The organism is Heyndrickxia sp. MSNUG, assembly GCF_049532715.1.
Lineage (GTDB): Bacteria > Bacillota > Bacilli > Bacillales > Cytobacillaceae > Mesobacillus.
The window spans coordinates 1,547,127-1,573,906 of record NZ_CP150978.1; the positions used below are offsets into that span (position 1 = coordinate 1,547,127).

Below are 26,780 nucleotides of genomic sequence, written 5' to 3' on the forward strand. Positions count from 1 at the left end.
GAAAAAATCCCCGATTTTAAAGGGATTTTTACTATTGATGTAGAAACTACTAGAAAAATGGGAATTCGACAAGGAGGCTTTCGGGTGAGTAGTGCTAACAACCTTGATGAAATAAGGGCACTGAAAGAGAAAATAGCCGTTTTAGAACGTGAAAATTCTTCGTTAAGAGAGATCGCTTTTAATAAACAGCAAGTGACGGCGGACTGCTCTTTCGCTCCGGAATCCGCCCTAGATACTAAAGAACCTTTTGAAAAAAGGTTTACTGAAAATGAAGGGCTGTTTAAAAACCTGTTTTTCGAAACTCTGGATGGCATCGTGTTTTGGGGCAAGTGTGGGAAAATATTTGCTGCAAATGAAGCTACATGCAAAATTTTTGGCTTAACAATCGAAGAGCTGCTGAAGTACAAAATCTCTGATTTCATCTACGAGAAAGATGAGAAATATAGCGAAATGAAACAAATTTTGAATGAAAAAGGTGCACTGCGCGAAGAGGCATTCTTTTTACTGCCTAGCGGGGAGAAAAAGCTGCTTGAATTCACTGTCAAGCTGAATGCTGGCGATGGATACAACATGACAATTGTCCGTGACATTAGTGATCGATATCGGATGGAACAGGAACTGCGAAAAAGTGAAGAAAGGTTCAGGAAGATATTTGAGGGGTCTATTGAGGGAATGATTCTTTGGGATGAAAATTGTAATTTCTATGAAATTAATCCATCTGGTATGGAATATCTTGAACTAGCACCAGAAGATCCTGGGGAAAGAAATTTCAGGAAGTTATTTACTAGACTTGGGATCCCCGATGAAGAAATTGGAGAGAGAAAAGAGTCGCTTCTTTGTAAAGGTAGATTGGATGGCAGAATGACAATCCATTTTGAAGAAGGCAGGATGAAGCATTTCGAATATACGGTAAAACACCATCTTGTCGACGAGTTGAACCTGATTATTTTTAGAAATATTACTGAAAAAGTAGAAATGGAGGCACAGCTGCGCAAATCTGATACTCTAAACATCCTTGGTGAGCTTGCCGCAGGCATTGCGCATGAAATCCGAAACCCAATGACTGCGCTGAAGGGCTTTATCCAGCTGCTTGAAAGCAGTACTGGCGATGCGTACTCTTTATATTTCCAGGTTATCACTACTGAACTTCAACGGATTGATTCTATCATCAATGAATTCCTGATTCTAGCCAAGCCACAGGCAATTAAGTATATCCATACAGATATTAAAAAAATCATGGGGGAAACGGTGGATCTTCTTAATGCCCAAGCCGTTCTGCATGATGTCCAATTTAAAACCATCTACGATCATGAAGTGCCAGAGCTGCTCTGTGAACCCAATCAATTAAAAAAGGTCTTTATTAATATCATCAAAAACGCAATCGAAGTAATGCCAAAGGGCGGCTATGTAACTATCACAATCAGTCCGGCTCCTGGAGGACGGATACATATTAGCATCAGGGATGAAGGGGAAGGAATCCCAGCAGAAAAAGTAAAAAAACTTGGAGAGCCTTTTTACACCACGAAGGAAAGAGGCACTGGCCTAGGATTGATGGTAAGCTTTAAAATTATAGAGGAGCATGGTGGATCAATTGAGGTTGAAAGTGAGGTAGGACATGGAACTACCTTTCATATTTACCTTCCCTGCCAAAAAGAGCAGTCTGATTGAACATTCAATCAGACTGGTTCTTTTTTTAGGCTTTTCATTTTTTAATAAATGTATTATTATTAGATACATACCTAATTAGATATTCATTTAATTCGATTGGAGTGAAATTATGCAGCTTGACAAAATTGTCGCTTTCCATAAAGCGATGGGAGATCCGACTAGGATAAGGATTGTCGCTTTGCTGGCGAATGGTCCATTACATGGGCAGGCGATTGCCGGAAAACTGGGCCTTACACCACCCACGATTACTCATCACATTAAGAAGCTTCGTGATATCAACGTCATATATGAGCGCAGGGACAAAAACACAATTTATTTTCATTTAAACGGATCTGTCATTATGCAGCAGGCAAAGACTCTGAGCAAGCTGATTGAGAAAAAGGAAGGAGAGGTGGAAGCAATGATTGAGCGTAATTTGGAGAGTAAAAAAGTAATTGAGAATTTCCTTACGAAAGACGGAAAACTGAAGAATATTCCTGCACAGAGAAAGAAAAAATTGATGGTGTTCGAATACATTGTCCGTGGTTTAATGCCGGGGAAAAAGTACCCTGAGAAGGAGTTGAATGAATACATCAAGAAGTTTCATGATGACTATGCAACGATTAGGAGAGAATTCATCATCAACCATTATATGTACAGAGAAAATGGGATTTATGAACTGAATCCAGAAGAAATGTGGGCAAAGCCGGAATAACTTTTATAAGCTGAAAAACCGCTCCAGTCAATGTGAGAGCGGTTTTTCTGAGTTTGAAAATAATTAATATAGTTCAGGTCTGCGGTCTGCAAAAATAGGTATTCTGCTTCTCGCATCTATTACCTGGTCTAGGTCAATTTCAGCTGTAAGAATCTCCTGTTCCTCCCCTGCTTCAGCAATTATGTCTCCCCATGGTCCTATTACCATGGAATGGCCTGCGAATTTATTATTAGGGTCAGATCCTGAACGATTGCAGGCAATTATATAGCACTGGTTTTCAATTGCTCGGGCAATGAGCAATGCCCTCCAGTGCTCAAGACGCTGGATCGGCCATTCAGCAACGACGAACATTGCTTCAACCTCCTTAAGAGCGTGTGCGCGAACCCATTCAGGAAAGCGGATATCATAACAAATAAGCCCCGCAAATTTCCTGCTGTCTAAAGAAAAAAGACCTTTTTGCTTTCCTGCTGCAAGATATAAGTGCTCATCCATCAGCTGAAACAAATGCAATTTGCTATATTTCCCTGACAGCTCTCCACTCTTATTGAACACAAGCATTGTATTTTCAATGCCTTCCTCTGTTTTATTGGCTACAGAACCACCGACAATGTGAGCATGATAATTGGCAGCACTATCTTTTAAAAATGCTGCGGCTTCACGCGCCTCTGCATCTGCTTGACCATTAAGATTTACTAAATCATATCCCGTGGTCCAAAGCTCGGGAAGTACGATGATATCTGGATTTTCAGTGCTGGCTTTTTCTATTAGGCTGATTGCTGTTTCGTAGTTTTTTCCTGGGTTTCCGAAAGCGATGTCCATTTGCAGACAGGCTATTTTAAATTTCATCTTCATTCACCGCCATAATTTCTGAAAATTATTTCTTTACAAGTTACTATTTACGTTATATCATTTGTGACTAGAATTTCAAATTAAAATTTTCAAAATATAATAAGTTCTTTAAGCAGGTGAAATAAAATGGAGTTTCAACAATCAGATTTATTGAAAAGCCTGCCCAAGCAATTCTTTGCATCTCTCGTCCAAAAAGTAGGGAGATACACAGAGCAGGGGGCAGATGTAATTAACCTTGGTCAAGGTAACCCGGATCAGCCGACTCCTGGACATATTGTCGAAAAATTAAAAGAAGCGGCTGAGAATCCCCTTAACCATAAGTATTCTCCTTTCAGGGGAATGCGTTCCTTCAAGGAAGCAGCTGCAGAATTTTATCAACGGGAATACGGGGTCCATCTTGATCCTGAAGAAGAAATTGCGATTCTATTTGGCGGGAAGGCTGGCCTCGTTGAAATTCCTCAATGCTTGCTTAATCCAGGTGATACGATTCTTGTTCCTGATCCTGGATACCCTGATTACTGGTCAGGTGTTGAACTGGCGAGAGCCAAAATGGTGACAATGCCTCTGAGGGAAGAAAACGGCTTTTTACCTGATTATACGGAGATTGAAAAGGAAGTTTTATCCGAAGCAAAGTTGATGTTTCTTAACTACCCGAATAATCCAACAGGAGCCATCGCAGACGAGGATTTTTTTAATGAAACGATTAAGCTTGCGAAAGAAAATGAAATTTGTGTCGTTCACGATTTTGCCTATGGCGCGATTGGGTTTGATGGAAAACATCCGTTCAGTTTTTTACAGGCGGAAGGCGCAAAGGATGTTGGAATCGAAATTTATACCCTTTCTAAAACATATAATATGGCAGGCTGGCGTGTTGGCTTTGCTGCTGGGAACAAAAGTGTGATTGCTGCAATTAATTTGCTTCAGGACCATATGTATGTCAGCTTGTTTGGCGCGGTTCAGGAAGCAGCTGCAGAGGCATTGCTGGGTTCGCAGCAATGTGTTTCCGAATTGAATGACTTGTATGAATCAAGAAGGAATGTGCTGGTCGATGGGCTAAAAAATATTGGATGGAACATTACGGCTCCAAAAGGCTCATTTTTTGCTTGGTTAAAAGTTCCTGAGACGTTTACTTCTGTTGAATTTGCTGATTTCTTATTGGATAAAGCACATATCGCGGTGGCGCCAGGAGTAGGATTTGGTGAATATGGAGAAGGATATGTCAGGGTAGGTTTGCTTACCTCCGAGGATCGCCTCAGGGAAGCTGTCAGCAGAATTGAAAGCTTGGGAATTTTCAAAAAACATATTGACAATAATTTAGTAACCTGACATAATCCTAATTAATAAAATTACTTTATCCAATTAAACCAATTAAATAACTTAATTAAATTATTTTCTTATCAAGAGCAGGCGGAGGGACGAGCCCGATGAAGCCCGGCAACCGACCCAGCATTTTTGCTGGGCACGGTGCTAATTCTTGCAGCGGAAGCTGATAGATAAGGAGATGTTAGTTTATTCATCTAACCTCTTCTTTTCGAAGAGGTTTTTTTTCATTAGGAAATTATAAAATTTTTCAGGTGTGGATAACTCAAGTCAGATTTGCCTAATCCAGCTCCAGCGCCTAGCCCCTCGAGTCTCTTGTCTAGTTTCGCCTCCTAGAAACTCCGAAACTTCAACTCCGCCGGCAGAAGCAAAGAGCGCTTCTTTGTCGGAGCCTCCAGTTTCTGCGTTTCTGGACAGTCGGCTACACATTTCGGTTTCGGTCCGCCCAACGAAGTCAAAGAACGACTTCATTGGTCGGTCCTTCGACGGACACGATGTACTAGTGCCGACGTTGCCACAGGACGTGGCGGGTTTAGTCGGCCAGCGCTTGTCGGGGCTGACCAAGGCGCTTGCGCTTTTTGTTCCTGCCAGTTCTAGCATGACGAATTTAGTTTTAGAAGGGAATGAGCTTCATGAGTGAAATTACAGCAACTTATATTGTACATGATTCAAAGCATAACCCAGAGAAAAAGGCCGAGGGAATCGCACTTGGACTGACAGTAGGTTCATGGACAGATTTGCCAGAGCTCGATCAAAAACAGCTTAAAAAACATAAGGGAAGAGTGGTTTCAATTGAAGGAACCGGCTTTGACAGCAATTCAGAAACGGTGGCGACAATAAAAATTGCTTATCCTGCCTTGAATTTTTCACCAGATCTGCCGGCGATTTTAACAACCGTCTTTGGAAAGCTCTCGCTTGATGGCAAAGTGAAATTAGTCGATCTACAATTTGACGATGAGCTAAAAAAGGTTTTTCCTGGACCACGATTTGGTATTGAGGGCATTCGCAGTAAATTAGGCGTGTATGACCGCCCGTTATTAATGAGTATCTTCAAAGGTGTGATTGGCCGCGATCTTGATTTCCTGCTTAAGCAATTACGGGAACAGAGTCTTGGTGGAGTAGACCTTATCAAGGATGATGAAATCCTGTTCGAAAATGAACTTACCCCTTTTGAGAAGAGAATCTCGCAAGGGAAGAAGGTTTTGGAAGAAGTCTATGAAACTACCGGCCACAGAACCTTATATGCTGCCAATCTTACGGGAAGGACTTCTCAGTTAAGAGATAAAGCAAGGAAAGCGGCTGAACTTGGTGCTGATGCATTGTTATTCAATGTTTTTGCATATGGATTGGATGTCCTCCAGGAATTGAGGGAAGACGATGAGATTAACGTACCCATCATGGCACACCCGGCTGTAAGCGGGGCCCTGACTTCTGCTGAAGATTATGGATTTTCACATTCCTTGCTCCTTGGAAAATTGGTGCGCTATGCAGGGGCGGATTTCTCTTTGTTCCCGTCGCCTTATGGAAGTGTGGCACTTGAAAAGCAGCAGGCCATTTCCATCTCAGATGCATTAACCGCAGAGGATCTTTTTAAAAAGAGCTTCCCAGTGCCATCAGCTGGGATTCACCCCGGTATGGTACCACTCTTGATTAATGATTTTGGATTGGATTCAATTATCAATGCAGGGGGCGGTGTCCATGGTCACCCAGGTGGTGCCCTAGGTGGAGGCAAGGCGTTCCGGCAGGCAATTGATACTGTGCTGAATGGCAAAACACTTGAAGAAGGAGCATTGGAGCATGATGAACTCAAGATCGCTTTAGCTCTATGGGGTTCAACAGAGGCGGTGTCAAAATGATAAATCCAGTAATATTTTGTGATTTTGACGGGACGGTAACTGAAAAAGACAATATTATCTCAATCATGAATAAATTTGCACCTCCTGGCTGGGATGAGCTGAAGAATGCAGTACTGGATCGCCGTGTTTCAATCAGAGAAGGAGTCGGCAAGATGTTTTCTCTACTGCCGGTTAGCCTGAAGGATGAAATCATTCATTATGCTTTAGAAAATGCTAAGATTCGCCCTGGCTTTCAGGAATTTCTTGAGTTTGCGAAAGAGGAAAGTATCCCGGTTTATATCGTCAGCGGAGGAATTGATTTTTTTATAGAACCAATCATTGAACGCTTTGGACCGTTTGCAGGAGTTTATTGCAATGGCTCTAATTTTTCAAAAGAGACAATCAAAATAGAATGGCCAAACAGCTGCGATGAGCAATGTACCAATGATTGCGGCTGCTGCAAGCCATCAATTATGAGGAAGCTCTCTCAAAACGAAACATATAAAATTGTTATAGGCGACTCTGTAACCGACCTTGAAGCTGCAAAGCAGGCAGACTTTGTATTCGCTAGAGATTATTTAAAAGCCAAGTGTGAAGAATGGGAAATTCCCCATATACCATTTGAAACTTTTTATGATTGTATAGAAGTTCTTAAAACTAAGACAGGGGTGAGAGGATGAGCATTTTAGAAACAAAATGGGAAGAACTTGCTGATGTGAAGGCAGAACTTGCTGAACGGGACTGGTTTATGGGAACTAGCGGCAACCTAGCGATCAAGGTAAGCAGCGACCCTATACAGTTTCTGGTTACAGCGAGCGGAAAGGATAAACGGAAACGTACTGAGGAAGACTTTTTGCTTGTCGATCAATACGGTAGGGCAGTTGAAGAAACGCATTTGAAACCATCAGCCGAGACACTTCTGCACGTTGAAGTATATAGAAAGACCAACGCGGGCTGCAGCCTCCATGTCCATACGATTGACAATAATGTCATCTCCGAAGTCTATGGTGACAGGGGGGAAGTCCAATTTCAGGGCCAGGAATTAATTAAAGCATTTGATAAATGGGAGGAAGATGCCGTCCTCAAAATTCCGATCATTCCGAATTATGCACACATTCCTTCTCTGGCAAAAGCGTTTTCTGAGCATGTAAAAGGGGATACAGGAGCAGTCCTGATCAGAAATCATGGCATCACAGTCTGGGGCCGGAATGCCTTTGAGGCTAAGAAAATATTAGAGGCAACAGAATTTTTATTCCGATATCAATTAAGGCTCCTTGAGCATAAACCATTTCAGTTATTTAAAGTAGTTTAAAAGATATTACTAAAATAAGGATAATAAGGGAGAGATTTTAAATGGCATTTATCGTTAAGCAAAATTCTAAGGAAAGAATTGTCAATCATGAAGAAGTAGCTGCGTTTTTAAAGGGCCAGGAAGTTATCTATGAAAATTGGGATATTGAAAAGCTGCCGGCGAACCTGCAGGAAAAATTCCTGTTATCAGATGAAGAAAAGCAGCAAATACTGGATGCTTTTAAGACTGAAATCGAGGATATCTCAAACCGCAGGGGTTATCAAGCTCAAGATGTCATTTCCTTATCAAGCACTACTCCGAATCTAGACCAGCTTCTTGCGAATTTCAAGCAGGAGCACCACCATACAGATGATGAAGTACGATTTATTGTAAGCGGCCATGGAGTGTTTGTGATCCAGGGGAAAGACGGAGAATTTTTTGAAGTATTCCTTGATCCTGGAGATTTGATTTCAGTACCAGAAAATGTGCGCCACTATTTCACTTTGCAGGATGACAGACAGGTGGTCGCAGTAAGGATTTTTGTAACGACAGAAGGCTGGGTACCTATTTATGAGAACGAGAAAGTCAGCCAGTAACCCAGTAGCCCCGTATGCTTTTTCCAAGGTTCAAGTTTAGAAGCGTGAATATTGTCGAAGAAAAAATTTTTAACAGAGAAAAATGTCTATTTTTGCGAATCTATTTACTTTGATACAAGCATTTGTAATAATTTTTCAAGTAATCTTTTATTTATTTAAGGAGTTAAAGTAGTAGAGGATTTATAGGAGGAATTATGAAGTGTATCAATCGCAAAGGGCCTTATTGAAGGAAATAGATCGCATGAGGGAACGAATGGTGACTTCGGCAAGTGAATCAGGTTATACAAGCGAGGAAACAATTCGCTTCAGCCAGGATCTGGACCGTTTGATATTTGAATATCAAACTTTATGTAAAGAAGCAGAAATTCAAAGGCAAAGAGGAAAACTCCTTTTTAGACAGATGATTTTGCTAACGAAAAAGCAATATATATTATCACATGCATAATTTGCTGCAATGAATAAATGAGAAAAAAGAAGCCGCTGCTTTAACTGGCAGTGGCTCGGACTGTAGACCAACCCGATAAAAGCGAGTTTGTCTACAGTTTTTTATTGGTTGGGAGGTATAACAGGTCTGTTGATTTCCGTTCCAGGCGCTTCACTTTCCGCGGGGCTGGAGGTGAGCCCGCCGGAGTCTGCGCGCCTTCCACTCCAATCAACTAAGTTTTAATAACTGATTTGTAAACTGTATCTTTGTCGATAAGCTGAGCCACTAAGTTATCCAGCAGCGGCTATAATTTTTCAACAAACTCATTTGATGATTATAATACATGCAATCAACCTCAGATCTCCACAATTCTCCTTTCCATATCAACACATAACAAAGCAAAATCCCCAGAGAAAATTAACAATTTGCTCAAAAATTCACGAGAATAAGGCTATATGTGATTTTTATCATAGTTTTTAAATGAACATTTTATATATTTTTAACATAGATAGGTTTTTATCAACGTAAGCTTATACACCCCACCATGTGCCGCACATCCTTACCATTTTTTACAATGGGCTTCATTTGATCCAAGAAAGACTGAATTTTTCTGTAGTAATTACTCATTGCCTGCACTTCGATTATTCACTTTTTTATTTGTTGTACTATGCTTGTAATGCGATTCATATATCGTACTACATGGCATTTTTTTATCTAGGCTGTTTTCGCTATGATTGTTGTTTTTCCAGCTATGATAATGCTCCTTAATAGAACTCTATGATAAGGGATCAAGACATTGTCTCTTTTTACTGGTCCCCAAATAGGTCAAACTGCAAAGCTAACGAAAAGAGCTATAGAAATCGCTTTCATATTTTAGTTGTTTGTTAATTAAGGAGGGGAACGAAGATCATGCACATTGTCGTTTGTGTGAAGCAAGTGCCCGATACGAAAATCATTAAAATCAATCCTAAGACGAATACCCTGGACCGGCGCAGCGCCCCAGCAATTTTAAATCCATATGATGCCCATGCTGTTCAGGAAGCCGTAAAAATCAAGAACAAAACAGGTGGTACGATTTCGGTATTATCGATGGGTCCCCCACAGGCCGTAGCAGTCATTAAGAAGAGTGTAGAAATTGGGGCTGATCAAGGATTCTTGATTTCAGACAGGGCTTTCGCAGGTGCAGATACTTTGGCAACTAGTTACGCACTTTCAAAGGCACTTGATAAAATTTCAAAAGAAGATCCTATTGATCTTATCATTTGCGGAAAACATGCAATTGATGGGGATACGGGGCAGGTAGGACCGGGAATAGCAAGGCGACTGGATATTCCGCCTATAACAAATGTCATCGAAGTTTCGGAGATAAATGAAGAGGAAAAGTATGTCCATATCAAGCGTAAGCAAATCAATGGCTATGAAGTGATTCAGTCACAATTACCGTGTTTATTGACGGTTGAGAAAGAAATTAATGACATTGAATACGCACCGCTGCCAAACATGATCAATGCTGCACGATACGAGCCGGTAATATGGTCCGTAAATGACCTGGAAGATGTGGATAAAGCCCAATTGGGATTGAAAGGCTCACCGACAATTGTAGGTAAAATGTTCACGCCTCCTAAGCTTGAAGGCGGAAAGAGGATCGAGGGAGATGCAGATTCTCAGATTGAGCAGATTATGGACGTTTTAATGGAACGAAGGGACCTATTCAAGCTGTTTTCATAAGCCATATTGCTAGTCTTAAGTAAAGAATTGGCGGCTAAATGGGGTGCCTTGATATAGAACAAAGCACTTAGCTTTTGTTTTATGCGTAACAACACTTCCTAGAAAAACTGTCTTTTTAAAATAAAGGCTGCCAACTCTTGATTCCGATTTTAAGGAGGAATAACAGGATGCAAGAAAACCAGGGAGTCTGGGTATTCATTGAAGTAAATGAAGGGGAAATCGAAGGTGTTTCATTAGAATTGCTTGGTGCAGGAAGAAAGCTTGCAGATAAGCTAGAGGTACCGCTTTCCGGAGTAATGCTGGGTGAAGGTGTCCTTCCGATTGCAAACGAAGTCATTTATTCTGGAGCCGATCAGGTATATGTAGTTGATCATCCAGTGCTAAAAAATTATCGGACTGAATCTTACATGAAAGGTGTCTGCATCCTGGCCGAAAAGTATAAGCCAGAAATATTCCTTTATGGAGCAACCCCTAATGGGAAAGATCTGGCAAGTGCAGTTGCAACTGATTTAAGCACGGGCTTGACAGCAGACACGACAATGCTTGACGTCGATGTGGATAAAAGATTGCTAGAGGCAAGCCGTCCTGCATTCGGCGGGAATATCATGGCAACGATCCTCTGTAAAAAACACAGGCCGCAAATGGCAACAGTCCGCCCGAAGGTCATGAAAGCCCTTGAAGCTGATACAGAAAGAAAAGGGGTCATTATCGAAGAAGAATTTAATCTTCGTGAAGAAGATATGCGGACAAAAGTGCTTGAAATTGTGAAGGACGTAACAAAAAAAGCAAGCCTTGCAGAGGCACATGTCATTGTTGCGGGTGGAAAAGGAATGGGCGACCCACAGGGCTTCCAGCTGATTCATGAGCTTGCGGATGTCATCGGGGCAAGCGTAGGAGGAACGAGGGACGTTGTTGAAGCTGGCTGGCTGAAGCATGAGCAGCAAGTCGGTCAGACAGGAGAGACAGTCACCCCTAAAATCTATTTTGCGATTGGTATTTCTGGCGCCATCCAGCATGTTGAGGGAATGAAAAACTCCGAGCTGATTATCGCCATCAATAAGGATCCGAATGCGCCGATTTTCGATGTAGCCACATATGGCATTGTTGGAGACGCGTTGGAAATTGTGCCCAAGCTTATCCAGCAATTCAAAGAGCTCAGCAAAGAGAAAGGCGGGGAAATGAGCTATGCCTGAAAAATTTGATGTTATCGTCGTTGGTGCCGGACCTGCCGGAACTTCATGTGCGTATAGCTGCGCGAAAAGCGGACTGAAGGTGTTATTGATTGAACGTGGAGAATATCCTGGAAGCAAGAACGTAATGGGTGGTGTTCTTTACCGTAAACAAATGGAAGAGATTATCCCTGAATTCTGGAAGGAAGCTCCATTGGAAAGGCCTGTCGTTGAACAGCGCTTTTGGATGATGGACAAAGAGTCAGTCGTTCAATTCGGCTATAAAGGTCTTGAGTGGGCGGTTGAACCATATAATAATTTTACGGTGCTTCGAGCACAGTTCGACCAATGGTTCGCCCAGAAAGCTGTTGAGGCCGGTGCATTGCTGATCAATGAGACAGTCGTGACAGAATGTATTGTTGAGAACGGCAAGGTGGTCGGGGTTCGCACAGACCGTCCAGATGGAGAGGCATTTGCTGATGTCGTTGTCCTCGCGGATGGTGTCAACTCATTGCTTTCCAAGCAGCTCGGCTTCCACAGGGAATTCCGTCCAGATGAAGTAGCATTGACTGTCATGGAGGTTATTAATCTTCCAAAGGAAAAAATAAATGAACGATTCAATCTTGAAGGGAACCACGGAACAACAATTGAGATTTTCGGGGATTCAACAAAAGGAAACCTAGGTACAGCGTTTCTTTATACAAACAAAGATAGCTTGAATATCGGGGTCGGAACAACACTTTCAAGTATGATCAAAGCAAAGCTGAAACCATATGAATTGCTGGATTATTTAAAAAAACATCCGATGGTTCGCCCTTATCTTGAAGGCGGAGAGTCAGCCGAGTACCTTGCCCACCTGATTCCTGAGGGAGGCTTTCATTCCGTTCCACGTGTGGCCGGAAATGGTGTGCTTGTAGTGGGAGATGCAGCGCAGCTGGTAAACGCCATCCATCGCGAAGGCTCGAATATGGCGATGGCTTCTGGAAAAATGGCCGCAGAAGCTATCGTCGAAGCGAAGAAGGACGGGAACTTCAGTGAAAAGAGCCTGAATCGGTACAAAGAAGCCTTATATGGAAGCTTCATCATCAAGGACCTTGAAAAATACAAAGATGCTGCCCACACATTTGAGAAGTATCCGCAGTACTTTAAAGAGTACCTGCCAATGGTGAATCAGGCAATGAGCAAATTCTTTACAGTAGACGGAACACCGAAAAAAGAAAAGCAAAAAGAAATCATGCGCAGCATGACTGCTGAAAAAGGAACCTTTAAGGTAATGCAGGACATCTATCGTGCCTGGAAGGCGGTGAAATAATGTCAACGACTAACATAGAGGAAAAACAATATCTCTTAAGGTTTAAGTGTGACACAAAATCGCATCTCACTGTACTTGATCATGACGTCTGTATGACCCAATGCCCTGACAAAATCTGTACTGTTTTCTGCCCTGCGGAAGTATATAAATGGGAAGGTAAACGGATGCAAGTCGGTTATGAAGGCTGCCACGAATGCGGCAGCTGCAGGATCGGCTGTCCGTATCAGAACATTAAATGGGAATATCCAAAAGGCGGTCACGGAATCGTATTCAGGCTTGCTTAAATAACATATTTGAAAAAAGCTGGTGGAGGTGTCCACCAGCTTTTTTGCGATTGTAAGTAAAAAGAATGGAGAACTTTTGGTTTGAGGAGGTATTGTCCCTAGACAGTTATAGGAGCGCATTTTCGGATTGGTAAGGTAAAAAATCATCCCTAGACAGGTTTTAAGAGTACATTTTTGTAATCAAGAATGGAAAAAGATAGCAAGGTACTACTGTTAAGTTATGATATTTTGAGATTTTATTATATACATCATATGTAAGTTAATTCACAAGTGGGTTCAAAAAGAGAAGAGCTAAATGAGAGGAGTTAGCTGAGGGGGGACTAGCTAATTTTTTCTTGGAGCAGTACAGTGTGAAGCTGGTCATTTCGGACTTCTATTTCTATATTCTTGGCAGCTTCCACAGCGTCATCAAAACGGTCAAATGAATCAGAAGAGAAAATTGGTGTGCAGGCGTCGTAGAATCCAGCTGAATCAGATTTGTATATGATGACATTCCAGTGGTAATATTCTTTGTCATCAACTTGATGGCCTTGAAGTCCGATCAGTAAGTGGGTATGAAGCAAATCAGGGTGAATGTCCAAGTAGGTTTTCTTATCACTATTGCCGGCTTGGATTAAAGCTTTCTCATAAAAATCACGGTAATATGCGTTTTGCAAGGTTAGTTCACTCCTTTTGCTTTAATGTATAACTTTATTATATGTAAGGATTTCAGAAATTTGAAGGTAAATTGTTAAAATTTTTAGAAATTTTAACTAAATGTCATTTTTTCTTCACTTTTATACGAGAATTCAATAGTTGTGATGCCCATCACAACTTAAAGAGAGATTGGATTTTATACTATAGGTAACTAAAGAATAGGAGGTCGTTGAATATGTCTGGCTGCATGAGTGGACTAAATCAAGATTCCAGTTTTGTATTATCCGAGGGTCTACAGCAATTAAAGAGTGAGCATCCGCCATTGCTCGAGAGGCTTGAAGAATTGTTGAATCTATGTGTGAAAATAGAAGAAGGAATGCAAATTGAGGAGGATTTTAAAAAGCTGCGTCCTGCTGTGGTTGAGTTTCTTGCCGAGTTGGAACCGCACTCGGAGCGCGAAGAAGGAGTGCTGTTTGAGATGATGGCTGCATATATCGGCAGAGAAATGGGGCCGGTTGCTGTAATGGAATATGAGCATGATCAGGCAAAAAGATTTATAGGAACATTCCTTCACAACACCAAGAATGAATCTGGAGAATTATCAAAAGAGCAAATGATCCAAAATGCACAATTAATCAAAGATGCAAATTACACCCTTGTCAGCCATTTTTCAAAAGAGGAAAGCATTTTGTTTCCGATGGCAGAAAATCTGTTGACAGAAGATGAAAAGCAGGAACTGGCTGCGCGGATAAAATTAATCTAATTCCATAATAAAAGGGGTGATGCAGGGAATTTAGAACCCTCGCATCACCCCTCTTTTATATACTGTTAAAGCTGGCTCATCAAATACACATTCAGTCTTGATGCAGAGCATCTGTCAGAACTGAAAAGGAATTTGAACCTGCTTTCGTATGAAATTTACGTAAACAAGAAAAGTTATTAAGCTTCTGTTATCGTAACTAATTTTATGTCCTTGGTATCGAATCGGTGAAATACATTATCTTCACATGTGAATTCTATGATACCCTCATAATCCTTAGCGTCCTGGATGGCATCAGAAATATTTTCTACCTCGATAGGACGTGATACAGAAAAATCTTTTTCGAAAAAATAGTTGATTTTAAATTTAGACATGTTAATCTCCCTTCCTGATGTGCTCATTACATTATTCCTTAAGCAGAGGATGCCTAAACGTAAATCAACAAATGGAAAATTTTAATTGTTCCATTTCGCAAGCTTCGCATCAGATGGAAGGAATAGTGTCATTATGCCTAAAAGCGGTAGGAAGCCGACACCCATGATCATTTTAGGCAAGCCAATCAAATCGGCCAAAGAACCGAGGCCTACTGAACCAATTGCTCCCATTCCAAAAGCCAGCCCTACTGTAAGACCTGCCATGGTGCCTATCTTGCCTGGAACTAGCTCTTGTGCATAAACGACTGTGACCGAAAAACTCGACATCAAGATAAAGCCGCTGACAGTTAACAGGATAAATGCCACAGTAAATGGAACAAATGGAATGATGGCTGACAAAGGTGCTGTCGCTACCATGGAAATAAAAATAATATTCTTCTTCCCAAATCGATCTGCGAGCGGACCGCCAAAAAAAGTGCCGACAGCTCCGGCTACAAGGAAGGCAAACAGGAACAGCTGGGATTCTTTTATTGTCAGGCCATATTTATCAATTGCATAGAACGCATAGAAATTAGTCATTCCTGATATATACCATGAACGGGCGAAAATCAAAAATAGAATCAGGATAAGTGCTATTTTAATATTTTTCGAGATTCCTTTATTGTTTTGTTTGCTGACTTGCTTAACTTTTGAAGCAATTTTCTCAAAATCCAGTTTTCGGGTATACCAGGAAGCAATATACACAAGCAAGGCAACTGCAAAGGCAGCCACTATCGTGAACCATGCGGCACCAATCTGGCCAAGCGGCACAAGTATGAGTGCTGTGATCAATGGAGCGAGTGCTTGACCTGAATTCCCTCCAACCTGGTAGATTGATTGGGCAAGTCCTCGGCGTGGTCCTGCTGCCATATATGCAACTCTTGAACCTTCGGGGTGGAAGACGGCAGACCCGAGCCCGATGAACAGAACTGAAAGTATGACGAATTCAAAGCTAGGGGCAAAAGCCAGACCTAATACACCGAACATTGTAGATGTTAAACCAAGCGGCAGGGCATATGGCATCGGCTTCTTATCAGTCGCCATGCCAATCACAGGCTGAAGAACCGAGGAAACAATGTTAAGGGAAAAGCCGATTATGCCTAACTGTGTATAGGTTAAACCCATCGACTTTTCAAGAATAGGAAACATTGCAGGAATAACTGATTGGATGGAGTCATTCAGCAAATGCACTAACCCTATGATGAAAAGAATTTTATAGGCTGTCTCGTTTTGTTTTTGTGGTTTTAATTTGACAGCTGCTGCAGATTGGCTCATGGTCGTCTCCTTTGAAAATTATTTCGATTTCCTACATTTTATTTTACATAAAAAGTATGCAGATAAAAATAGCTTTTCTAACGAAATATATGATGTAATATAATTTGAGTATTAAGAAAAGATAAAAAACAAAGGGGAAAATGGCAGATGGAAAAAGTAGTAGAAAGATTAATGACTGATCAGCTGCTGAGCAAATTTTTGAATTTATTCGGATTAGAGCCTGAAGTAAAAAAGCTCGGAGATTTTGAGAATTATGTATTTGAAACCTACAAAAATGGAAAGGCCTTTATCTTAAGAATCACCCATAGCTCACACCGAAGCGGTGAGGAAATTGATTCGGAAATCGATTGGATGAGACATCTCCACAAGTCAGGTTTGTCCATCCCAGAAGTTTACTCGTCAATAAATGGACTATTTGTGGAACCATTGCATGCTGATGATGGCAGTGAATTTTACGGATGCCTGTATTCGAAGGCTGAGGGTGAACCAGTGAATGTCCGCTCTGAAAAGTTCGATTCTCAATTGTTTAAGGCCTGGGGGGAAACGACTGCTTTGATGCATAAGGCTACTAAGTCCTATACGCCTTCCGAGGGGATTAAAGTAAGGAGCAGCTGGAATCAAGATGAACTGCTTGAGGTGGAAAAATACTTTCCGGCAGAGGATGCCCAATTGGTTGAAAACTCCTACGAATTGTTCGATTCTCTGTCCAAGCTTCCTCAAAATCTGGATACATACGGATTAATTCATACAGATATCCACTCAGGAAACTTTTTTTACGATGGCGAGAAAATTCACGTATTTGATTTCGATGATGCCTGTTACTTTTGGTTTGCATCTGACATTGCCATTCCTTTGTTTTACTCCATTTTTTATAAAATTCCGCCAGAAAAACAAGAGGAAAGGCAAGAATTTGCTGATAAATTCATGATGGATTTTATGGCAGGGTATGAAAAAGCCAATAGGCTTCCAGAAGGCTGGAAAGAGCAGCTTCCATTATTTCTGATGCTGAGGGATGTAGTTTTATATGCTGTATTGCATAAAAAAATAGCTCCTGAAGACAGGGGCGAACGCTTGCTTGCCATGATGGCTGAATTAAGAGAAAGGATTAAGAATAAGAAACCAATCGTGAATGTTAATTAACAATTTTTTTTATTAATAAAAAAACACCAGAATTCGTTTTCTGGTGTTTTTAGTATGCTTTAATACAGTTTTTTCATTTTTTCTGAAGCAAAACGACGAGTGTGCGTTAATGTAAATCCCTGCTACCAGCCACGGCTTGCCCCGCCGCCGCCGGAAGATCCGCCGCCCCCTCCGCGTGGACCTCCACCACCACCGCCGCCTCTAGAAACAATTGAAAGGAGCATATAGGTTAGAGTGCCTCCGAAAAACATGAAATCGAGTACGACAACTCCGATTATGATAATGATCAGCAGCCAGGTGGGGATTGGGAAATCCTGCTCCTGTTGATGCTGTTGCGGGACATCTCCGAATTCAGTGGTGCCTGAAACTTCATTTGCGAGCGCCTGATACGTATTCATAACCGCCAGATTAGGCTGGCCACTTTTTAGGTGGGGAATGGCGTATTCATCAAGAATTCTTCCTGCTTTGCCATCAGGGATCGTTCCTTCAAGTCCGTACCCAACTTCAATCCTTATTTTTTTTCTTTCATCGCCAAAACTATAAGAACACCGTTATTATCCTTTTCAGTGCCCAGGGCGTATTTGCGATAAGCTTTAACTGAGTATTCTTCAATGCTTGTTTCACCGATGGAATCGACTGTGAGAACAGCAACCTGGGAGGTTGTTTGATCTTCAATCGACCTTCCTATGTTGCGCATCTGGATTTCTTCATTTTCATTTAAGATATTTGCAAAGTCCTGGACATAGATATCTCCAACAGGTGCCGGAATTTCATTTGGTGCCGCGATTGCTCCGGCTGGAAGCAGCAACAGCAGGATGCCAATTATTGCTGCTATTCCGGAGAATCTTCCTTGGCTCATCGTTAGCCTCCAAAATCAACCGAAGGAGCTTCTTGTGCCCTTGGGTCCGCTTTGAAATATTCCTTTTCGTCAAAACCGGTAATACTCGCAACAATGGCACCCGGGAACTGCTTGACCTTCTTGTTATACACAGAAACTTGATCATTATAGTCTTTTCTTGCCACTGCCAGTCTGTTCTCTGTGCCAGCAAGCTCGTCCATCAATTGAGTAAACTGTTTGTCTGCTTTTAAGTTTGGATAATTCTCAACTACTACGAGCAATCGGCTTAGAGCGCCAGATAGCTCTGCGTTTGCAGTTGCCTGGTCTTCGGGTGTTTTCGCTCCGGCTAAGCGTGCTCTCGCATCTGAAATCGACTGAATCACTTCTTTTTCATGAGCAGCATATCCCTTTACAGTATTAACAAGGTTAGGGATCAGGTCGAGCCGTCTTTGAAGCTGGTTCTCGACTTGAGCATATGCCTGGTTAACATTTTCCTCTTCGCTTACGAAGCTGTTATAGCTTCCCACTCCCATCATGATAAAAATACCGACTATGACTAACAAACCAATAATAATTCCTAATCCTTTTTTCATTCATTTGCCACTCCTGTTTCTATGATGTATTGGTAATGACGGTATTTTTCCCTCTTTTAGCAGGTTTTTAAACTTAAAGGTTTTTTTCTTTAAAATCACCATGCACAATGGATTCAACTGGAATGATAGTTTTTAGAATAAAATCAAGGGAAATACTGATAAAAGGAAGAAATTCAGATATACTCTACTTATGAATAAGTCGTTAATGGTAAAGGAATGAATTAGCATGAACAATGAGAGAGAAAACCAAAGCTTAAAATTATTCATTGTCCTGTCGAGAGCATACAGGGCAGTTAATGAGAAAGTAAATAAGGTGATCCAGAAAAATGGGCTGAACCCTACTGAATTTGCTGTCCTTGAGCTCTTATACCATAAAGGGGAGCAGCCATTACAGCAGATTGGCGGAAAAATATTGCTAGCCAGCGGCAGCATCACCTATGTTGTCGACAAGCTTGAAGAAAAGGGATATCTCAATCGAGTCGCCTGTCCTAAAGACCGACGAGTGACATACGCTAAAATCTCAGACGATGGAAAAAAATTAATCGAAGAGATTTTCCCAGAGCACAGCGCGTTGATCCATGAATTGATGGACAGCCTTGCAGATGAGGAAAAGGCAACCGCCATCGAGTTATTAAAAAAGCTCGGACTTTCTGTCAGCAAATATTAAAAAACGGCGTCTAAGCCGTTTTTTTGTTTATTTTTCCGGAATAAAAAGGGAAATAATGAATATCCGTAGAATAGGAAAGAGATGGGGATTGGCTTAATCCCAGATAGAGAAAAAGGGGGCAATAACATGAATTTCGAGCAGTATACATATACGCGTCCAAATCTTGAAGAGGTTACGGCGAAATTTGATCAGCTTCTTGAAAAATTCAAGAATGCTGGTTCTGTTGAGGAACAGAGTACAGCAATGAATGAGATTAATGAGCTGAGAAATGATGTTGGCACAATGTTTAACCTTTGCTATATCCGTCATTCAATTGATACAGAGGACGAGTTCTATAAGCAGGAACAGGATTTTCTTGATGACCTGGCACCTCAGGTGGAGGGTCTTGTGACAAAATATTATGAAGCATTAGTTTCATCTCCCTACAAAGATGAACTTGAAGCTAAGTGGGGCCGCCAGCTTTTTGCACTGGCAGAAGCACAATTAAAACAGTTCTCTCCTGAGATCGTTCCTTTAATGCAGAAGGAAAATAAACTATCTACTGAATATACGAAACTCGTAGCTTCAGCAAAAATTATGTTTGAAGGTGAAGAAAGGACTCTTGCACAGCTTGATCCGTTTACAGAATCTAAAGACCGTGAAACAAGAAAAAAAGCAAGTGAAGCAAAATTCGCATTTTTCTCAGAACATGGTGATGAATTTGACAGGATTTATGATGAGCTTGTAAAGGTAAGAACGGAAATAGCCCATAAGCTTGGATATAAAAACTTTGTAGAGCTTGCTTATTTCCGTATGTCTCGAACAGATTACGACAGCAAAATGGTTGCTGCTTTCAGGGACCAGGTTCACCAATATATTGTTCCTGTTGCTACAAAGCTCAAGGAACGCCAGATGAACCGCATTGGGGTTGAAGGGTTAAAGTATTATGATGAGCCGTTTGGCTTCGAAACAGGCAATGCAGTACCTAAAGGAAGCCCAGAATGGATTGTAGACAACGGACAGAAGATGTATGATGAACTTTCGAGCGAAACAGGCGAATTTTTCCGATATATGAATGAAAACAACCTAATGGATCTTGTAGCTAAGAAGGGGAAAGCTGGAGGCGGTTATTGTACGTATATCGAAAATTATAAATCGCCATTTATCTTTTCAAATTTCAATGGTACATCAGGGGACATTGATGTTCTCACTCATGAGGCAGGGCATGCTTTCCAGGTTTATTCAAGCCGCCATTTCGAAATTCCTGAATACAATTGGCCAACATATGAAGCATGTGAAATCCATTCGATGAGCATGGAATTCTTTACTTGGCCTTGGATGGAATTGTTCTTTAAAGAGGATACAGATAAGTACAAATTCTCACATTTGAGCGGAGCTCTTCTGTTCCTGCCTTACGGAGTTTCAGTTGATGAATTTCAGCACTGGGTCTATGAAAACCCTGAAGCAACGCCTGCAGAGCGCAAGCAGCAATGGCGTGAAATCGAGAAGAAATATCTTCCTCATAAAGATTATGACGGAAATGCATACCTGGAGGAAGGCGGATTCTGGCAGCGCCAGGGACATATTTACAATTCTCCTTTCTATTATATCGATTACACTCTCGCACAAATCTGTGCATTCCAATTCTGGAAGCGTTCAAGAGAAAACCAGGAAGAAGCATGGAAGGATTACGCGAATCTATGCAAGCTAGGCGGCAGTATGGCCTTTACTGAGCTAGTTAAAGCTGCTAATTTAATCTCACCTTTTGAAGAAGGCTGTGTCGAATCAGTAATTGGAGAAATTGAAAGCTGGCTGGATTCCGTAGATGACAGCAAACTATAAAATAAAAAGTAAAAAGCGAAGCCTGCTGGCTTCGCTTTTTTATAATTTTTTATAGTTTTCTTTGAGTTAGAATGTTTTATTCTGGCAAGGACCGGTTTGTTATCTGCGTTCCTTTTTAACCTGCCTGTAGAAAAATACCTCATAAATGACAGGTACTAGAATCAGAGTCAGCAGGGTAGAGGAGGTAAGTCCTCCAATAACAGTCACTGCCAGCCCTTTTGAAATTAAAGTGCCTGATGATGTTGTCAGCGCTAACGGAATTAACGCTGCTATGGTCGCGAAGGCAGTCATCAGGATTGGTCGAAGTCGGGTAATGCCTGCCTCTACAAGAGCTTCTCGTATTGTCATTCCTTTTTCCATACGATTCTGGCCGATCCTGTCGACAAGGACGATGGCATTTGTTGTAACAATCCCAATCAGCATCAGCAATCCTATCATGACACTTACAGACATTGGTTCATCAGCAATCCAAAGTCCAAGCAATGAACCAATTGGGACGAAAATCAACGATGAGAGAATGATTAATGGAATCCTTGCTTGCCCAAATGTGATCAGCATTGTCAGGTAAACAAGACCAATTGCGACCACTATGGCAATGCCAAGCTGAGTGAACGTCTCGACTGTTTCATCACTTCCTCCGCCGCCTTCCAATGAAACACCTTCAGGAAGGTCAAGGTTTTCTACACCGTTTATGACGCTTGTAGAAACAGAACGAATATCATTGGAAGCAATTTGTGCAGAGATTTGTGCAAATATTTTTCCGTCCAATTTCTGAATGGACGTAAAGGCGTCCGTTTCAGTAATCTCGGCAATATCTGTAATCGGTACAGGTCCCTGCTGAGTGAAAATAATCGTATTCTTTAAATCTTCTATAGTCTCTGATTGATCATTATAAGTGATTGAAACCTTCCGTTCCTCTTCACCTAATTTCATTGTACCCGCATCCACAGGTTTTGTTTTATCTGTGATCGTTCCAAGGATCTGGAATCCTGATAGACCAAGTTGTGCAGATTTTTCCGGGTCTATATCAACAATCACTTGCTTTTGTTTTTCGGAAAAATTGTTCGAGACATATTTTAAATCATCCTGCTTTTTCATATATTCTTCAACCCTTGCTGCTGCCTCTTGTAATGCTGCCAGGTAAGTCGAATAAAGATCAATATTTACATTGTTATTGGATGGAGGTCCTCCTGTAGATTGCTCCTGTATACCCAATTTCGCATCTGGTTCAATCTTAAGGATAATTTCCTCCATTTCTTTTTCTAACTCTGGTATAAAGGTAGAAACGCTGACACCGTCATCAAGGCTGATAAAATAATTCGCCTGGTTCTGGCGCTTCAGACCTGTTTGGAAATCGCGGCTGCCGATCCCTACCGTCACATCCTTGATTTCCTTTTTATCTGCAAACATTTCCTCTACCTTCAATGAAACATCATTCGTCTTTTCTAGCGATGTAGAAGAAGGGAGCTGAAAGGTAGCGACAAGCAGCTTTTGTTCCTCGTTAGGGATAAAAGTAAAACCAAGGCCTTTCACAAGGAAACCTGAGCCTGCCAAAAGCAGGAATGAAAGTACAATGACAAGTGCTTTATGGTTAAGTGACCACTTAATGGCACTTGCATATGCGCGCTGCATAACGCCTTCCTTTTCTTCCTTAGGTACCTTTTTAAAGGAGAATTTAGCAAGTATAGGAACGATCGTAATCGCAACGATTAATGATGCTAGCAATGAGAATACAATTGTCAGGGCAAATGGAAGGAAAAATTCTCCGGTAATCCCGCCTACAAGACCCAGTGGCAGGAATACGACGACGGTTGTTATGGTCGAAGAAGTGATTGCTTTCAGGATTTCTTTTGTTGAATCCTGGATCAGTTCATCCTTCATGCCTTCCTTTGTCTTTCGGACTCTCCTGAAGATATTCTCGATTACTACAATGCTGTCATCCACAACTCGGCCAACAGCAACGGCCATTCCCCCGAGCGTCATGATATTCAGGGAAATATCGAGCTGATTAAGAAAGATAGAAGAGATTAATAGCGAGAGCGGTATTGAAACAATCGCTATAATTGTAGCCCTGAAGTTTCTTAGAAAAATAAGCACCGCAATCGAGGCAAATAGTGCTCCTAACAGTCCTTCTTTTACTAATGTATTAACAGACTTTTCGATACCCTCTGCAGAATCAAAGCCAATTGCATAGTCCATGCGATCGCTATAGCTGTCTATTACGGCTAATACTTTTTCAGCAATCTCTACTGTATTGGCATCCTGTTTTTTTGTGATTGCCATTGATAAAGATTCTTTTTCATTGTAGCGAGTGATTTCTGGCTTTTCTGTTACAACCTCAATGGAGGCTATATCACCTAGTTTTACTGCAGGAGCTTCCGGTTCATATTTCGACTTAATCAGCAAGTTTTCAAGTTCATTAATCTCTTCAATTTTCTCTTGTACCCTGACTGGGACCTGGATTTCATTTTCGTTCAGATTCCCTGCTGGAAAGCTGAACTTTTTTGAATTGATCGTTTCTTTAATTTCATTTAAGCTTAGGGCGAGTTGGGAGGCTTTTTTCTGGTCAACGGTAATCTGCAGTACATCCTCAGTCTGCCCGCCAACGGAAACACTGTTAATTCCTTGAATTTTATTAAGGTCAGGAATGATTTCTTCATTTACAAGCTGTTCTAGGTCTTGGTCACCTTTGGCGAAAAGTGAAATGTTAAAAATAGGGAAGGATCCAAAGGAAAATCTGTTTACATTCGTCTGCACATTTTCTGGAAGTCCTGCCTCTTTTATATAAGTATTTACTTGCTGCTCGGCATCATCGAGATCTGTATTAAATGGGAACTCGAGATTAATGATGGCAATGCTTTCAAAAGACGAGCTCAACATTTTTTTAATGCCTTCAATACCTTTTAATTTTGTTTCAAGTTTTTCCGTTACCTGTTCATTAATATCCTGCGGGGAAGCACCGGGATACACAACTTCAATTGAAAGTTGTGGAAACTCAATATTAGGAAGCAAATCCACTTTTAAGCGTGTAAAGGAATACAATCCGCCAAGAATTAATAAGAAGGAAATGATAAATACAGCAAAAGAATTTTTTAAACTGAATTTTGTCAAGAACTGCATATGGTTTACCTCTTTTCATAAAATATATGCCTTTATTCTATAAGCCTTTTATGTACTTTTCATTTTTAAACTGTAAAAAGATAAAAAAACTTAAAAAGCCCGGAACAAGTCCGGGCTTCTGCATTATTTACCTTTAATCGTGATTTTATCATTTTCGATAACGGCAGTCAGTTCATTTTCATCTGGCTTATCAAGAATGAAGTCAGCGATTGAATCCTCAAGCTGTTCCTGGATGGAACGGCGAAGTGGACGTGCGCCAAAGGCAGGGTGATATCCAAGTTCCGCTAATTTCTCTTTTACTTCAATAGAAACTTCTAAGCGGATCTTTTGTTCTTTAAGAGTATTTTTCAGTTCTGCAAGCATCAATTCGACAATTTGAAGAAGACTTTCCTTCTCAAGAGACTTGAATTCTATAATGCTGTCAAACCGGTTAAGGAATTCTGGCTTGAAAAAGCCGCCAAGTGAATCAAGAACGCTTGATTCAGCAACAGCCTCACTTTGATCAAAACCAACCTTAATCGTTTTGTGTCCAACGCCTGCATTGCTTGTCATGATGATGACTGCATCTTTGAAGCTCACTGTGCGGCCTTGGCTGTCAGTCAGGCGTCCATCTTCAAGGATTTGCAAGAACAGATGCTGGACGTCAGGATGAGCTTTTTCGATTTCATCAAGCAGGATGATGCTGTATGGGTTGCGGCGGACTTTTTCAGTCAATTGGCCAGCTTCCTCGTGTCCTACATATCCTGGTGGTGAACCGATTAACTTGGAAACACTATGCTTCTCCATATACTCACTCATATCGAGACGTACCATGGCGTCCTTTGAACCGAATAATTCTTCAGCAAGGGTTTTAGTTAATTCTGTCTTACCCACACCAGTTGGTCCAACAAACAGGAAAGAGCCAATTGGCCGGTTTTTGGATTTCAAACCTGCACGGCTGCGACGGATCGCTCTTGCAACCTTTTGGACAGCTTCTTCCTGTCCAATGACTTTATCATTCAGATTAGCAACAAGATTCTTCATCTTTTCCTGCTCATCTTCCTGCAGCTTTCCTACAGGGATTCCAGTTTTCTTTTCAATGATTTCCTGAATATGCTGGACTGTTACGACAGGACGGGCTGAATTTCCCTTTGCATGTATAGCTTTTTCAAGCTTTGTCTCTTCGTCACGAAGCTTAGCGGCAGTTTCATAGTCTTCCTGCTTAAGAGCTCGTTCCTTCTCATTTGCAATTTCAGCAAGACGGCTCTCCGCATTGTTTTGATTTGTGTAATCAGAAACAAGATTTATTTTTGAACCAGCTTCATCCATTAAGTCAATCGCTTTATCAGGAAGGAATCGATCCTGGATATAGCGGTGTGATAGCTGAACGCATGCCTTGATCGCATCATTTTCAAATGAAACTTCGTGGAAGTCTTCATACTTAGACTGGATTCCTTTCAGGATTTCAATTGCTTCGTCAACATTCGGTTCAATGACATGCACAGGTTGAAAGCGTCTTTCGAGAGCTGCGTCTTTTTCAATCTGACGGTATTCTTTCAGCGTAGTCGCTCCGACGACCTGCAATTCACCACGTGCAAGCGCAGGCTTCAGGATATTTCCTGCATCCATGGAGCCTTCTGCAGAACCGGCGCCTACAAGCTGGTGAATTTCATCAATAAATAAAATGATATTCTTGCGGGCATGAAGTTCTGAAATAAGCTGTTTCATTCTTTCTTCAAATTGTCCTCGGATTCCTGTATTGGAAACCATGGAAGCTACATCTAGCAGATAAACTTCTTTGTTTTTCAATTTATTCGGTACATTGCCTTCAGCAATTTTTAATGCCAGACCTTCAGCGATGGCTGTCTTACCAACGCCTGGTTCCCCAATGAGAACTGGATTGTTTTTGTTTCTTCTGTTTAAAATTTCGATGACACGCTTTACTTCCTCGTCGCGGCCGATGACAGGGTCAATCAAGCCTGTCTTTACAATCTGGGTCAAGTTACTTCCGAATTGGTCAATAAATCCGTTTCCCCCACCAGCTTTCTTAGGAGAAGGAGGAGGTGCAATTTGATCTGGGTTACTATAGTTCATATTCTCTGTAAATTGTTTAAAGATATCGTTAAGAGGCGATCCTCCAAAACCGGAGAAACCGGACAGTGAGCTGCCGAAGGATGCACCTAATTTTTCTTTGCTGTAGCAATCTTCACAGAGCATTAAATGCTTCTGATTACCGTTTAAATTAATTTTTAATTGAATTTTAGCGTGTTTCTCCTGGCAATTTTGGCAAAGCATTTAAATTCCTCCTTCAATGGTTTCTATTTATATTCTTGATCAGTTAAGTCGTTATTTGACTTTGACTATCTTT

General features: G+C 41.2%; 24 protein-coding genes, 1 pseudogene and 1 riboswitch. Of the genes and pseudogenes, 16 read left to right on the forward strand and 9 right to left on the reverse strand.

The features are described from left to right. Positions 1–84 precede the first annotated feature (84 nt). Entirely contained in the window at positions 85–1,668 is a 1,584-nt protein-coding gene (locus tag AABM38_RS07550; protein WP_423409837.1) for a PAS domain-containing sensor histidine kinase, read from the forward strand. Positions 1,669–1,777: 109 nt separating this feature from the next. Beyond that, positions 1,778–2,362, forward strand: a complete 585-nt coding sequence (locus tag AABM38_RS07555; protein WP_423409838.1) for a metalloregulator ArsR/SmtB family transcription factor — start codon at positions 1,778–1,780, stop codon at positions 2,360–2,362. Between the two features lie 63 nt (positions 2,363–2,425). On the opposite strand, the gene AABM38_RS07560 is transcribed toward AABM38_RS07555, so the two are convergent. Continuing rightward, positions 2,426–3,208, reverse strand: a complete 783-nt coding sequence (locus AABM38_RS07560) for a carbon-nitrogen family hydrolase (RefSeq protein ID WP_423409839.1) — start codon at positions 3,206–3,208, stop codon at positions 2,426–2,428. A gap of 129 nt (positions 3,209–3,337) precedes the next feature. Between AABM38_RS07560 and AABM38_RS07565 the strand changes: the two genes are divergently transcribed. The 10 genes from AABM38_RS07565 to AABM38_RS07610 all read left to right on the forward strand — a co-directional run bounded on the left by AABM38_RS07565 (position 3,338) and on the right by AABM38_RS07610 (position 13,170). Next, complete coding sequence (locus AABM38_RS07565; protein WP_423409840.1) at positions 3,338–4,537, forward strand: pyridoxal phosphate-dependent aminotransferase; 1,200 nt, start codon at positions 3,338–3,340, stop codon at positions 4,535–4,537. A 65-nt stretch (positions 4,538–4,602) separates the two neighbouring features. Further along, positions 4,603–4,711: riboswitch (SAM riboswitch) on the forward strand. 452 nt (positions 4,712–5,163) lie between these two features. Beyond that, positions 5,164–6,387, forward strand: a complete 1,224-nt coding sequence (gene mtnW, locus AABM38_RS07570; RefSeq protein ID WP_423409841.1) for a 2,3-diketo-5-methylthiopentyl-1-phosphate enolase — start codon at positions 5,164–5,166, stop codon at positions 6,385–6,387. Further along, complete coding sequence (locus tag AABM38_RS07575) at positions 6,384–7,046, forward strand: 2-hydroxy-3-keto-5-methylthiopentenyl-1-phosphate phosphatase (RefSeq protein WP_423409842.1); 663 nt, start codon at positions 6,384–6,386, stop codon at positions 7,044–7,046. Before mtnW ends, AABM38_RS07575 begins: the two co-directional genes overlap by 4 nt. After that, positions 7,043–7,678: a methylthioribulose 1-phosphate dehydratase gene (locus tag AABM38_RS07580; protein WP_423409843.1), complete on the forward strand. Its 636-nt coding sequence runs from the start codon at positions 7,043–7,045 to the stop codon at positions 7,676–7,678. The genes AABM38_RS07575 and AABM38_RS07580 overlap by 4 nt, the downstream gene beginning before the upstream one ends. Before the next feature lie 41 nt (positions 7,679–7,719). Further along, positions 7,720–8,253 (forward strand): 1,2-dihydroxy-3-keto-5-methylthiopentene dioxygenase, encoded by a 534-nt coding sequence (locus tag AABM38_RS07585; RefSeq protein ID WP_423409844.1) that lies wholly within the window; start codon positions 7,720–7,722, stop codon positions 8,251–8,253. A gap of 199 nt (positions 8,254–8,452) precedes the next feature. Continuing rightward, a complete protein-coding gene (locus AABM38_RS07590; RefSeq protein WP_335378939.1) occupies positions 8,453–8,698 on the forward strand; it encodes an aspartyl-phosphate phosphatase Spo0E family protein in 246 nt (81 codons plus the stop codon). Positions 8,699–9,586: 888 nt separating this feature from the next. Beyond that, positions 9,587–10,405, forward strand: a complete 819-nt coding sequence (locus AABM38_RS07595; protein ID WP_423409845.1) for an electron transfer flavoprotein subunit beta/FixA family protein — start codon at positions 9,587–9,589, stop codon at positions 10,403–10,405. 167 nt (positions 10,406–10,572) lie between these two features. Next, positions 10,573–11,598 (forward strand): electron transfer flavoprotein subunit alpha/FixB family protein, encoded by a 1,026-nt coding sequence (locus AABM38_RS07600; RefSeq protein ID WP_423409846.1) that lies wholly within the window; start codon positions 10,573–10,575, stop codon positions 11,596–11,598. After that, the gene (locus AABM38_RS07605) at positions 11,591–12,886 is read left to right on the forward strand and encodes an FAD-dependent oxidoreductase (protein WP_423409847.1); all 1,296 of its coding nucleotides are present in this window, start codon (positions 11,591–11,593) and stop codon (positions 12,884–12,886) included. The genes AABM38_RS07600 and AABM38_RS07605 overlap by 8 nt, the downstream gene beginning before the upstream one ends. Then, complete coding sequence (locus AABM38_RS07610) at positions 12,886–13,170, forward strand: ferredoxin family protein (RefSeq protein WP_423409848.1); 285 nt, start codon at positions 12,886–12,888, stop codon at positions 13,168–13,170. Before AABM38_RS07605 ends, AABM38_RS07610 begins: the two co-directional genes overlap by 1 nt. A 320-nt stretch (positions 13,171–13,490) precedes the next feature. Here AABM38_RS07610 and AABM38_RS07615 read toward each other — a convergent pair whose 3' ends face one another. Then, positions 13,491–13,826 (reverse strand): hypothetical protein, encoded by a 336-nt coding sequence (locus AABM38_RS07615; RefSeq protein ID WP_423409849.1) that lies wholly within the window; start codon positions 13,824–13,826, stop codon positions 13,491–13,493. Between the two features lie 215 nt (positions 13,827–14,041). Here AABM38_RS07615 and AABM38_RS07620 point away from each other — a divergent pair, with 215 nt between their 5' ends. Then, positions 14,042–14,569 (forward strand): hemerythrin domain-containing protein, encoded by a 528-nt coding sequence (locus tag AABM38_RS07620; protein WP_423409850.1) that lies wholly within the window; start codon positions 14,042–14,044, stop codon positions 14,567–14,569. Positions 14,570–14,745: 176 nt separating this feature from the next. Here AABM38_RS07620 and AABM38_RS07625 read toward each other — a convergent pair whose 3' ends face one another. Continuing rightward, positions 14,746–14,940, reverse strand: a complete 195-nt coding sequence (locus AABM38_RS07625; RefSeq protein WP_423409851.1) for a hypothetical protein — start codon at positions 14,938–14,940, stop codon at positions 14,746–14,748. Between the two features lie 81 nt (positions 14,941–15,021). After that, positions 15,022–16,254 carry an MFS transporter gene (locus AABM38_RS07630; RefSeq protein WP_423409852.1) on the reverse strand — a complete coding sequence of 411 codons (1,233 nt, stop codon included), beginning with the start codon at positions 16,252–16,254 and terminating at the stop codon, positions 15,022–15,024. Positions 16,255–16,401: 147 nt separating this feature from the next. Here AABM38_RS07630 and AABM38_RS07635 point away from each other — a divergent pair, with 147 nt between their 5' ends. Then, on the forward strand, positions 16,402–17,394 hold the full coding sequence (locus tag AABM38_RS07635; protein WP_423409853.1) for a phosphotransferase enzyme family protein: 993 nt from the start codon (positions 16,402–16,404) through the stop codon (positions 17,392–17,394). Between the two features lie 122 nt (positions 17,395–17,516). Here the strand turns inward: AABM38_RS07635 and AABM38_RS07640 are convergent, their stop codons facing one another. The 3 genes and pseudogenes from AABM38_RS07640 to AABM38_RS07650 all read right to left on the reverse strand — a co-directional run bounded on the left by AABM38_RS07640 (position 17,517) and on the right by AABM38_RS07650 (position 18,825). After that, on the reverse strand, positions 17,517–17,792 hold the full coding sequence (locus AABM38_RS07640; protein WP_423410834.1) for a hypothetical protein: 276 nt from the start codon (positions 17,790–17,792) through the stop codon (positions 17,517–17,519). Positions 17,793–17,825: 33 nt separating this feature from the next. Beyond that, positions 17,826–18,253: pseudogene (locus tag AABM38_RS07645) on the reverse strand (TPM domain-containing protein); the annotation flags it as partial. 2 nt (positions 18,254–18,255) lie between these two features. Further along, positions 18,256–18,825 (reverse strand): LemA family protein, encoded by a 570-nt coding sequence (locus AABM38_RS07650; RefSeq protein ID WP_423409854.1) that lies wholly within the window; start codon positions 18,823–18,825, stop codon positions 18,256–18,258. Between the two features lie 226 nt (positions 18,826–19,051). Here AABM38_RS07650 and AABM38_RS07655 point away from each other — a divergent pair, with 226 nt between their 5' ends. Then, on the forward strand, positions 19,052–19,492 hold the full coding sequence (locus tag AABM38_RS07655) for a MarR family transcriptional regulator (protein ID WP_335427947.1): 441 nt from the start codon (positions 19,052–19,054) through the stop codon (positions 19,490–19,492). A gap of 126 nt (positions 19,493–19,618) precedes the next feature. Next, the gene (locus AABM38_RS07660) at positions 19,619–21,313 is read left to right on the forward strand and encodes a M3 family oligoendopeptidase (protein WP_423409855.1); all 1,695 of its coding nucleotides are present in this window, start codon (positions 19,619–19,621) and stop codon (positions 21,311–21,313) included. Positions 21,314–21,412: 99 nt separating this feature from the next. On the opposite strand, the gene AABM38_RS07665 is transcribed toward AABM38_RS07660, so the two are convergent. Together AABM38_RS07665 and AABM38_RS07670 are read right to left on the reverse strand one after the other, a co-directional pair. After that, complete coding sequence (locus AABM38_RS07665) at positions 21,413–24,433, reverse strand: efflux RND transporter permease subunit (protein WP_423409856.1); 3,021 nt, start codon at positions 24,431–24,433, stop codon at positions 21,413–21,415. Between the two features lie 123 nt (positions 24,434–24,556). Beyond that, positions 24,557–26,707, reverse strand: coding sequence for an AAA family ATPase (locus AABM38_RS07670; protein WP_423409857.1), 2,151 nt, complete (start codon positions 26,705–26,707; stop codon positions 24,557–24,559). Positions 26,708–26,780: the final 73 nt, after the last annotated feature.

Coding starts and splice junctions, on each gene's coding strand:
- AABM38_RS07620 (WP_423409850.1), top strand. CDS start 14,042: ATGTCTGGCTGCATGAGTGGACTAAATCAAGATTCCAGTTTTGTATTA.
- AABM38_RS07580 (WP_423409843.1), top strand. CDS start 7,043: ATGAGCATTTTAGAAACAAAATGGGAAGAACTTGCTGATGTGAAGGCA.
- AABM38_RS07595 (WP_423409845.1), top strand. CDS start 9,587: ATGCACATTGTCGTTTGTGTGAAGCAAGTGCCCGATACGAAAATCATT.
- AABM38_RS07630 (WP_423409852.1), bottom strand. CDS start 16,254: ATGAGCCAATCTGCAGCAGCTGTCAAATTAAAACCACAAAAACAAAAC.
- AABM38_RS07610 (WP_423409848.1), top strand. CDS start 12,886: ATGTCAACGACTAACATAGAGGAAAAACAATATCTCTTAAGGTTTAAG.
- AABM38_RS07585 (WP_423409844.1), top strand. CDS start 7,720: ATGGCATTTATCGTTAAGCAAAATTCTAAGGAAAGAATTGTCAATCAT.
- AABM38_RS07625 (WP_423409851.1), bottom strand. CDS start 14,940: ATGTCTAAATTTAAAATCAACTATTTTTTCGAAAAAGATTTTTCTGTA.
- AABM38_RS07605 (WP_423409847.1), top strand. CDS start 11,591: ATGCCTGAAAAATTTGATGTTATCGTCGTTGGTGCCGGACCTGCCGGA.
- mtnW (WP_423409841.1), top strand. CDS start 5,164: ATGAGTGAAATTACAGCAACTTATATTGTACATGATTCAAAGCATAAC.
- AABM38_RS07555 (WP_423409838.1), top strand. CDS start 1,778: ATGCAGCTTGACAAAATTGTCGCTTTCCATAAAGCGATGGGAGATCCG.
- AABM38_RS07670 (WP_423409857.1), bottom strand. CDS start 26,707: ATGCTTTGCCAAAATTGCCAGGAGAAACACGCTAAAATTCAATTAAAA.
- AABM38_RS07640 (WP_423410834.1), bottom strand. CDS start 17,792: ATGAATACGTATCAGGCGCTCGCAAATGAAGTTTCAGGCACCACTGAA.
- AABM38_RS07655 (WP_335427947.1), top strand. CDS start 19,052: ATGAACAATGAGAGAGAAAACCAAAGCTTAAAATTATTCATTGTCCTG.
- AABM38_RS07565 (WP_423409840.1), top strand. CDS start 3,338: ATGGAGTTTCAACAATCAGATTTATTGAAAAGCCTGCCCAAGCAATTC.
- AABM38_RS07650 (WP_423409854.1), bottom strand. CDS start 18,825: ATGAAAAAAGGATTAGGAATTATTATTGGTTTGTTAGTCATAGTCGGT.
- AABM38_RS07660 (WP_423409855.1), top strand. CDS start 19,619: ATGAATTTCGAGCAGTATACATATACGCGTCCAAATCTTGAAGAGGTT.
- AABM38_RS07560 (WP_423409839.1), bottom strand. CDS start 3,208: ATGAAATTTAAAATAGCCTGTCTGCAAATGGACATCGCTTTCGGAAAC.
- AABM38_RS07575 (WP_423409842.1), top strand. CDS start 6,384: ATGATAAATCCAGTAATATTTTGTGATTTTGACGGGACGGTAACTGAA.
- AABM38_RS07600 (WP_423409846.1), top strand. CDS start 10,573: ATGCAAGAAAACCAGGGAGTCTGGGTATTCATTGAAGTAAATGAAGGG.
- AABM38_RS07665 (WP_423409856.1), bottom strand. CDS start 24,433: ATGCAGTTCTTGACAAAATTCAGTTTAAAAAATTCTTTTGCTGTATTT.
- AABM38_RS07635 (WP_423409853.1), top strand. CDS start 16,402: ATGGAAAAAGTAGTAGAAAGATTAATGACTGATCAGCTGCTGAGCAAA.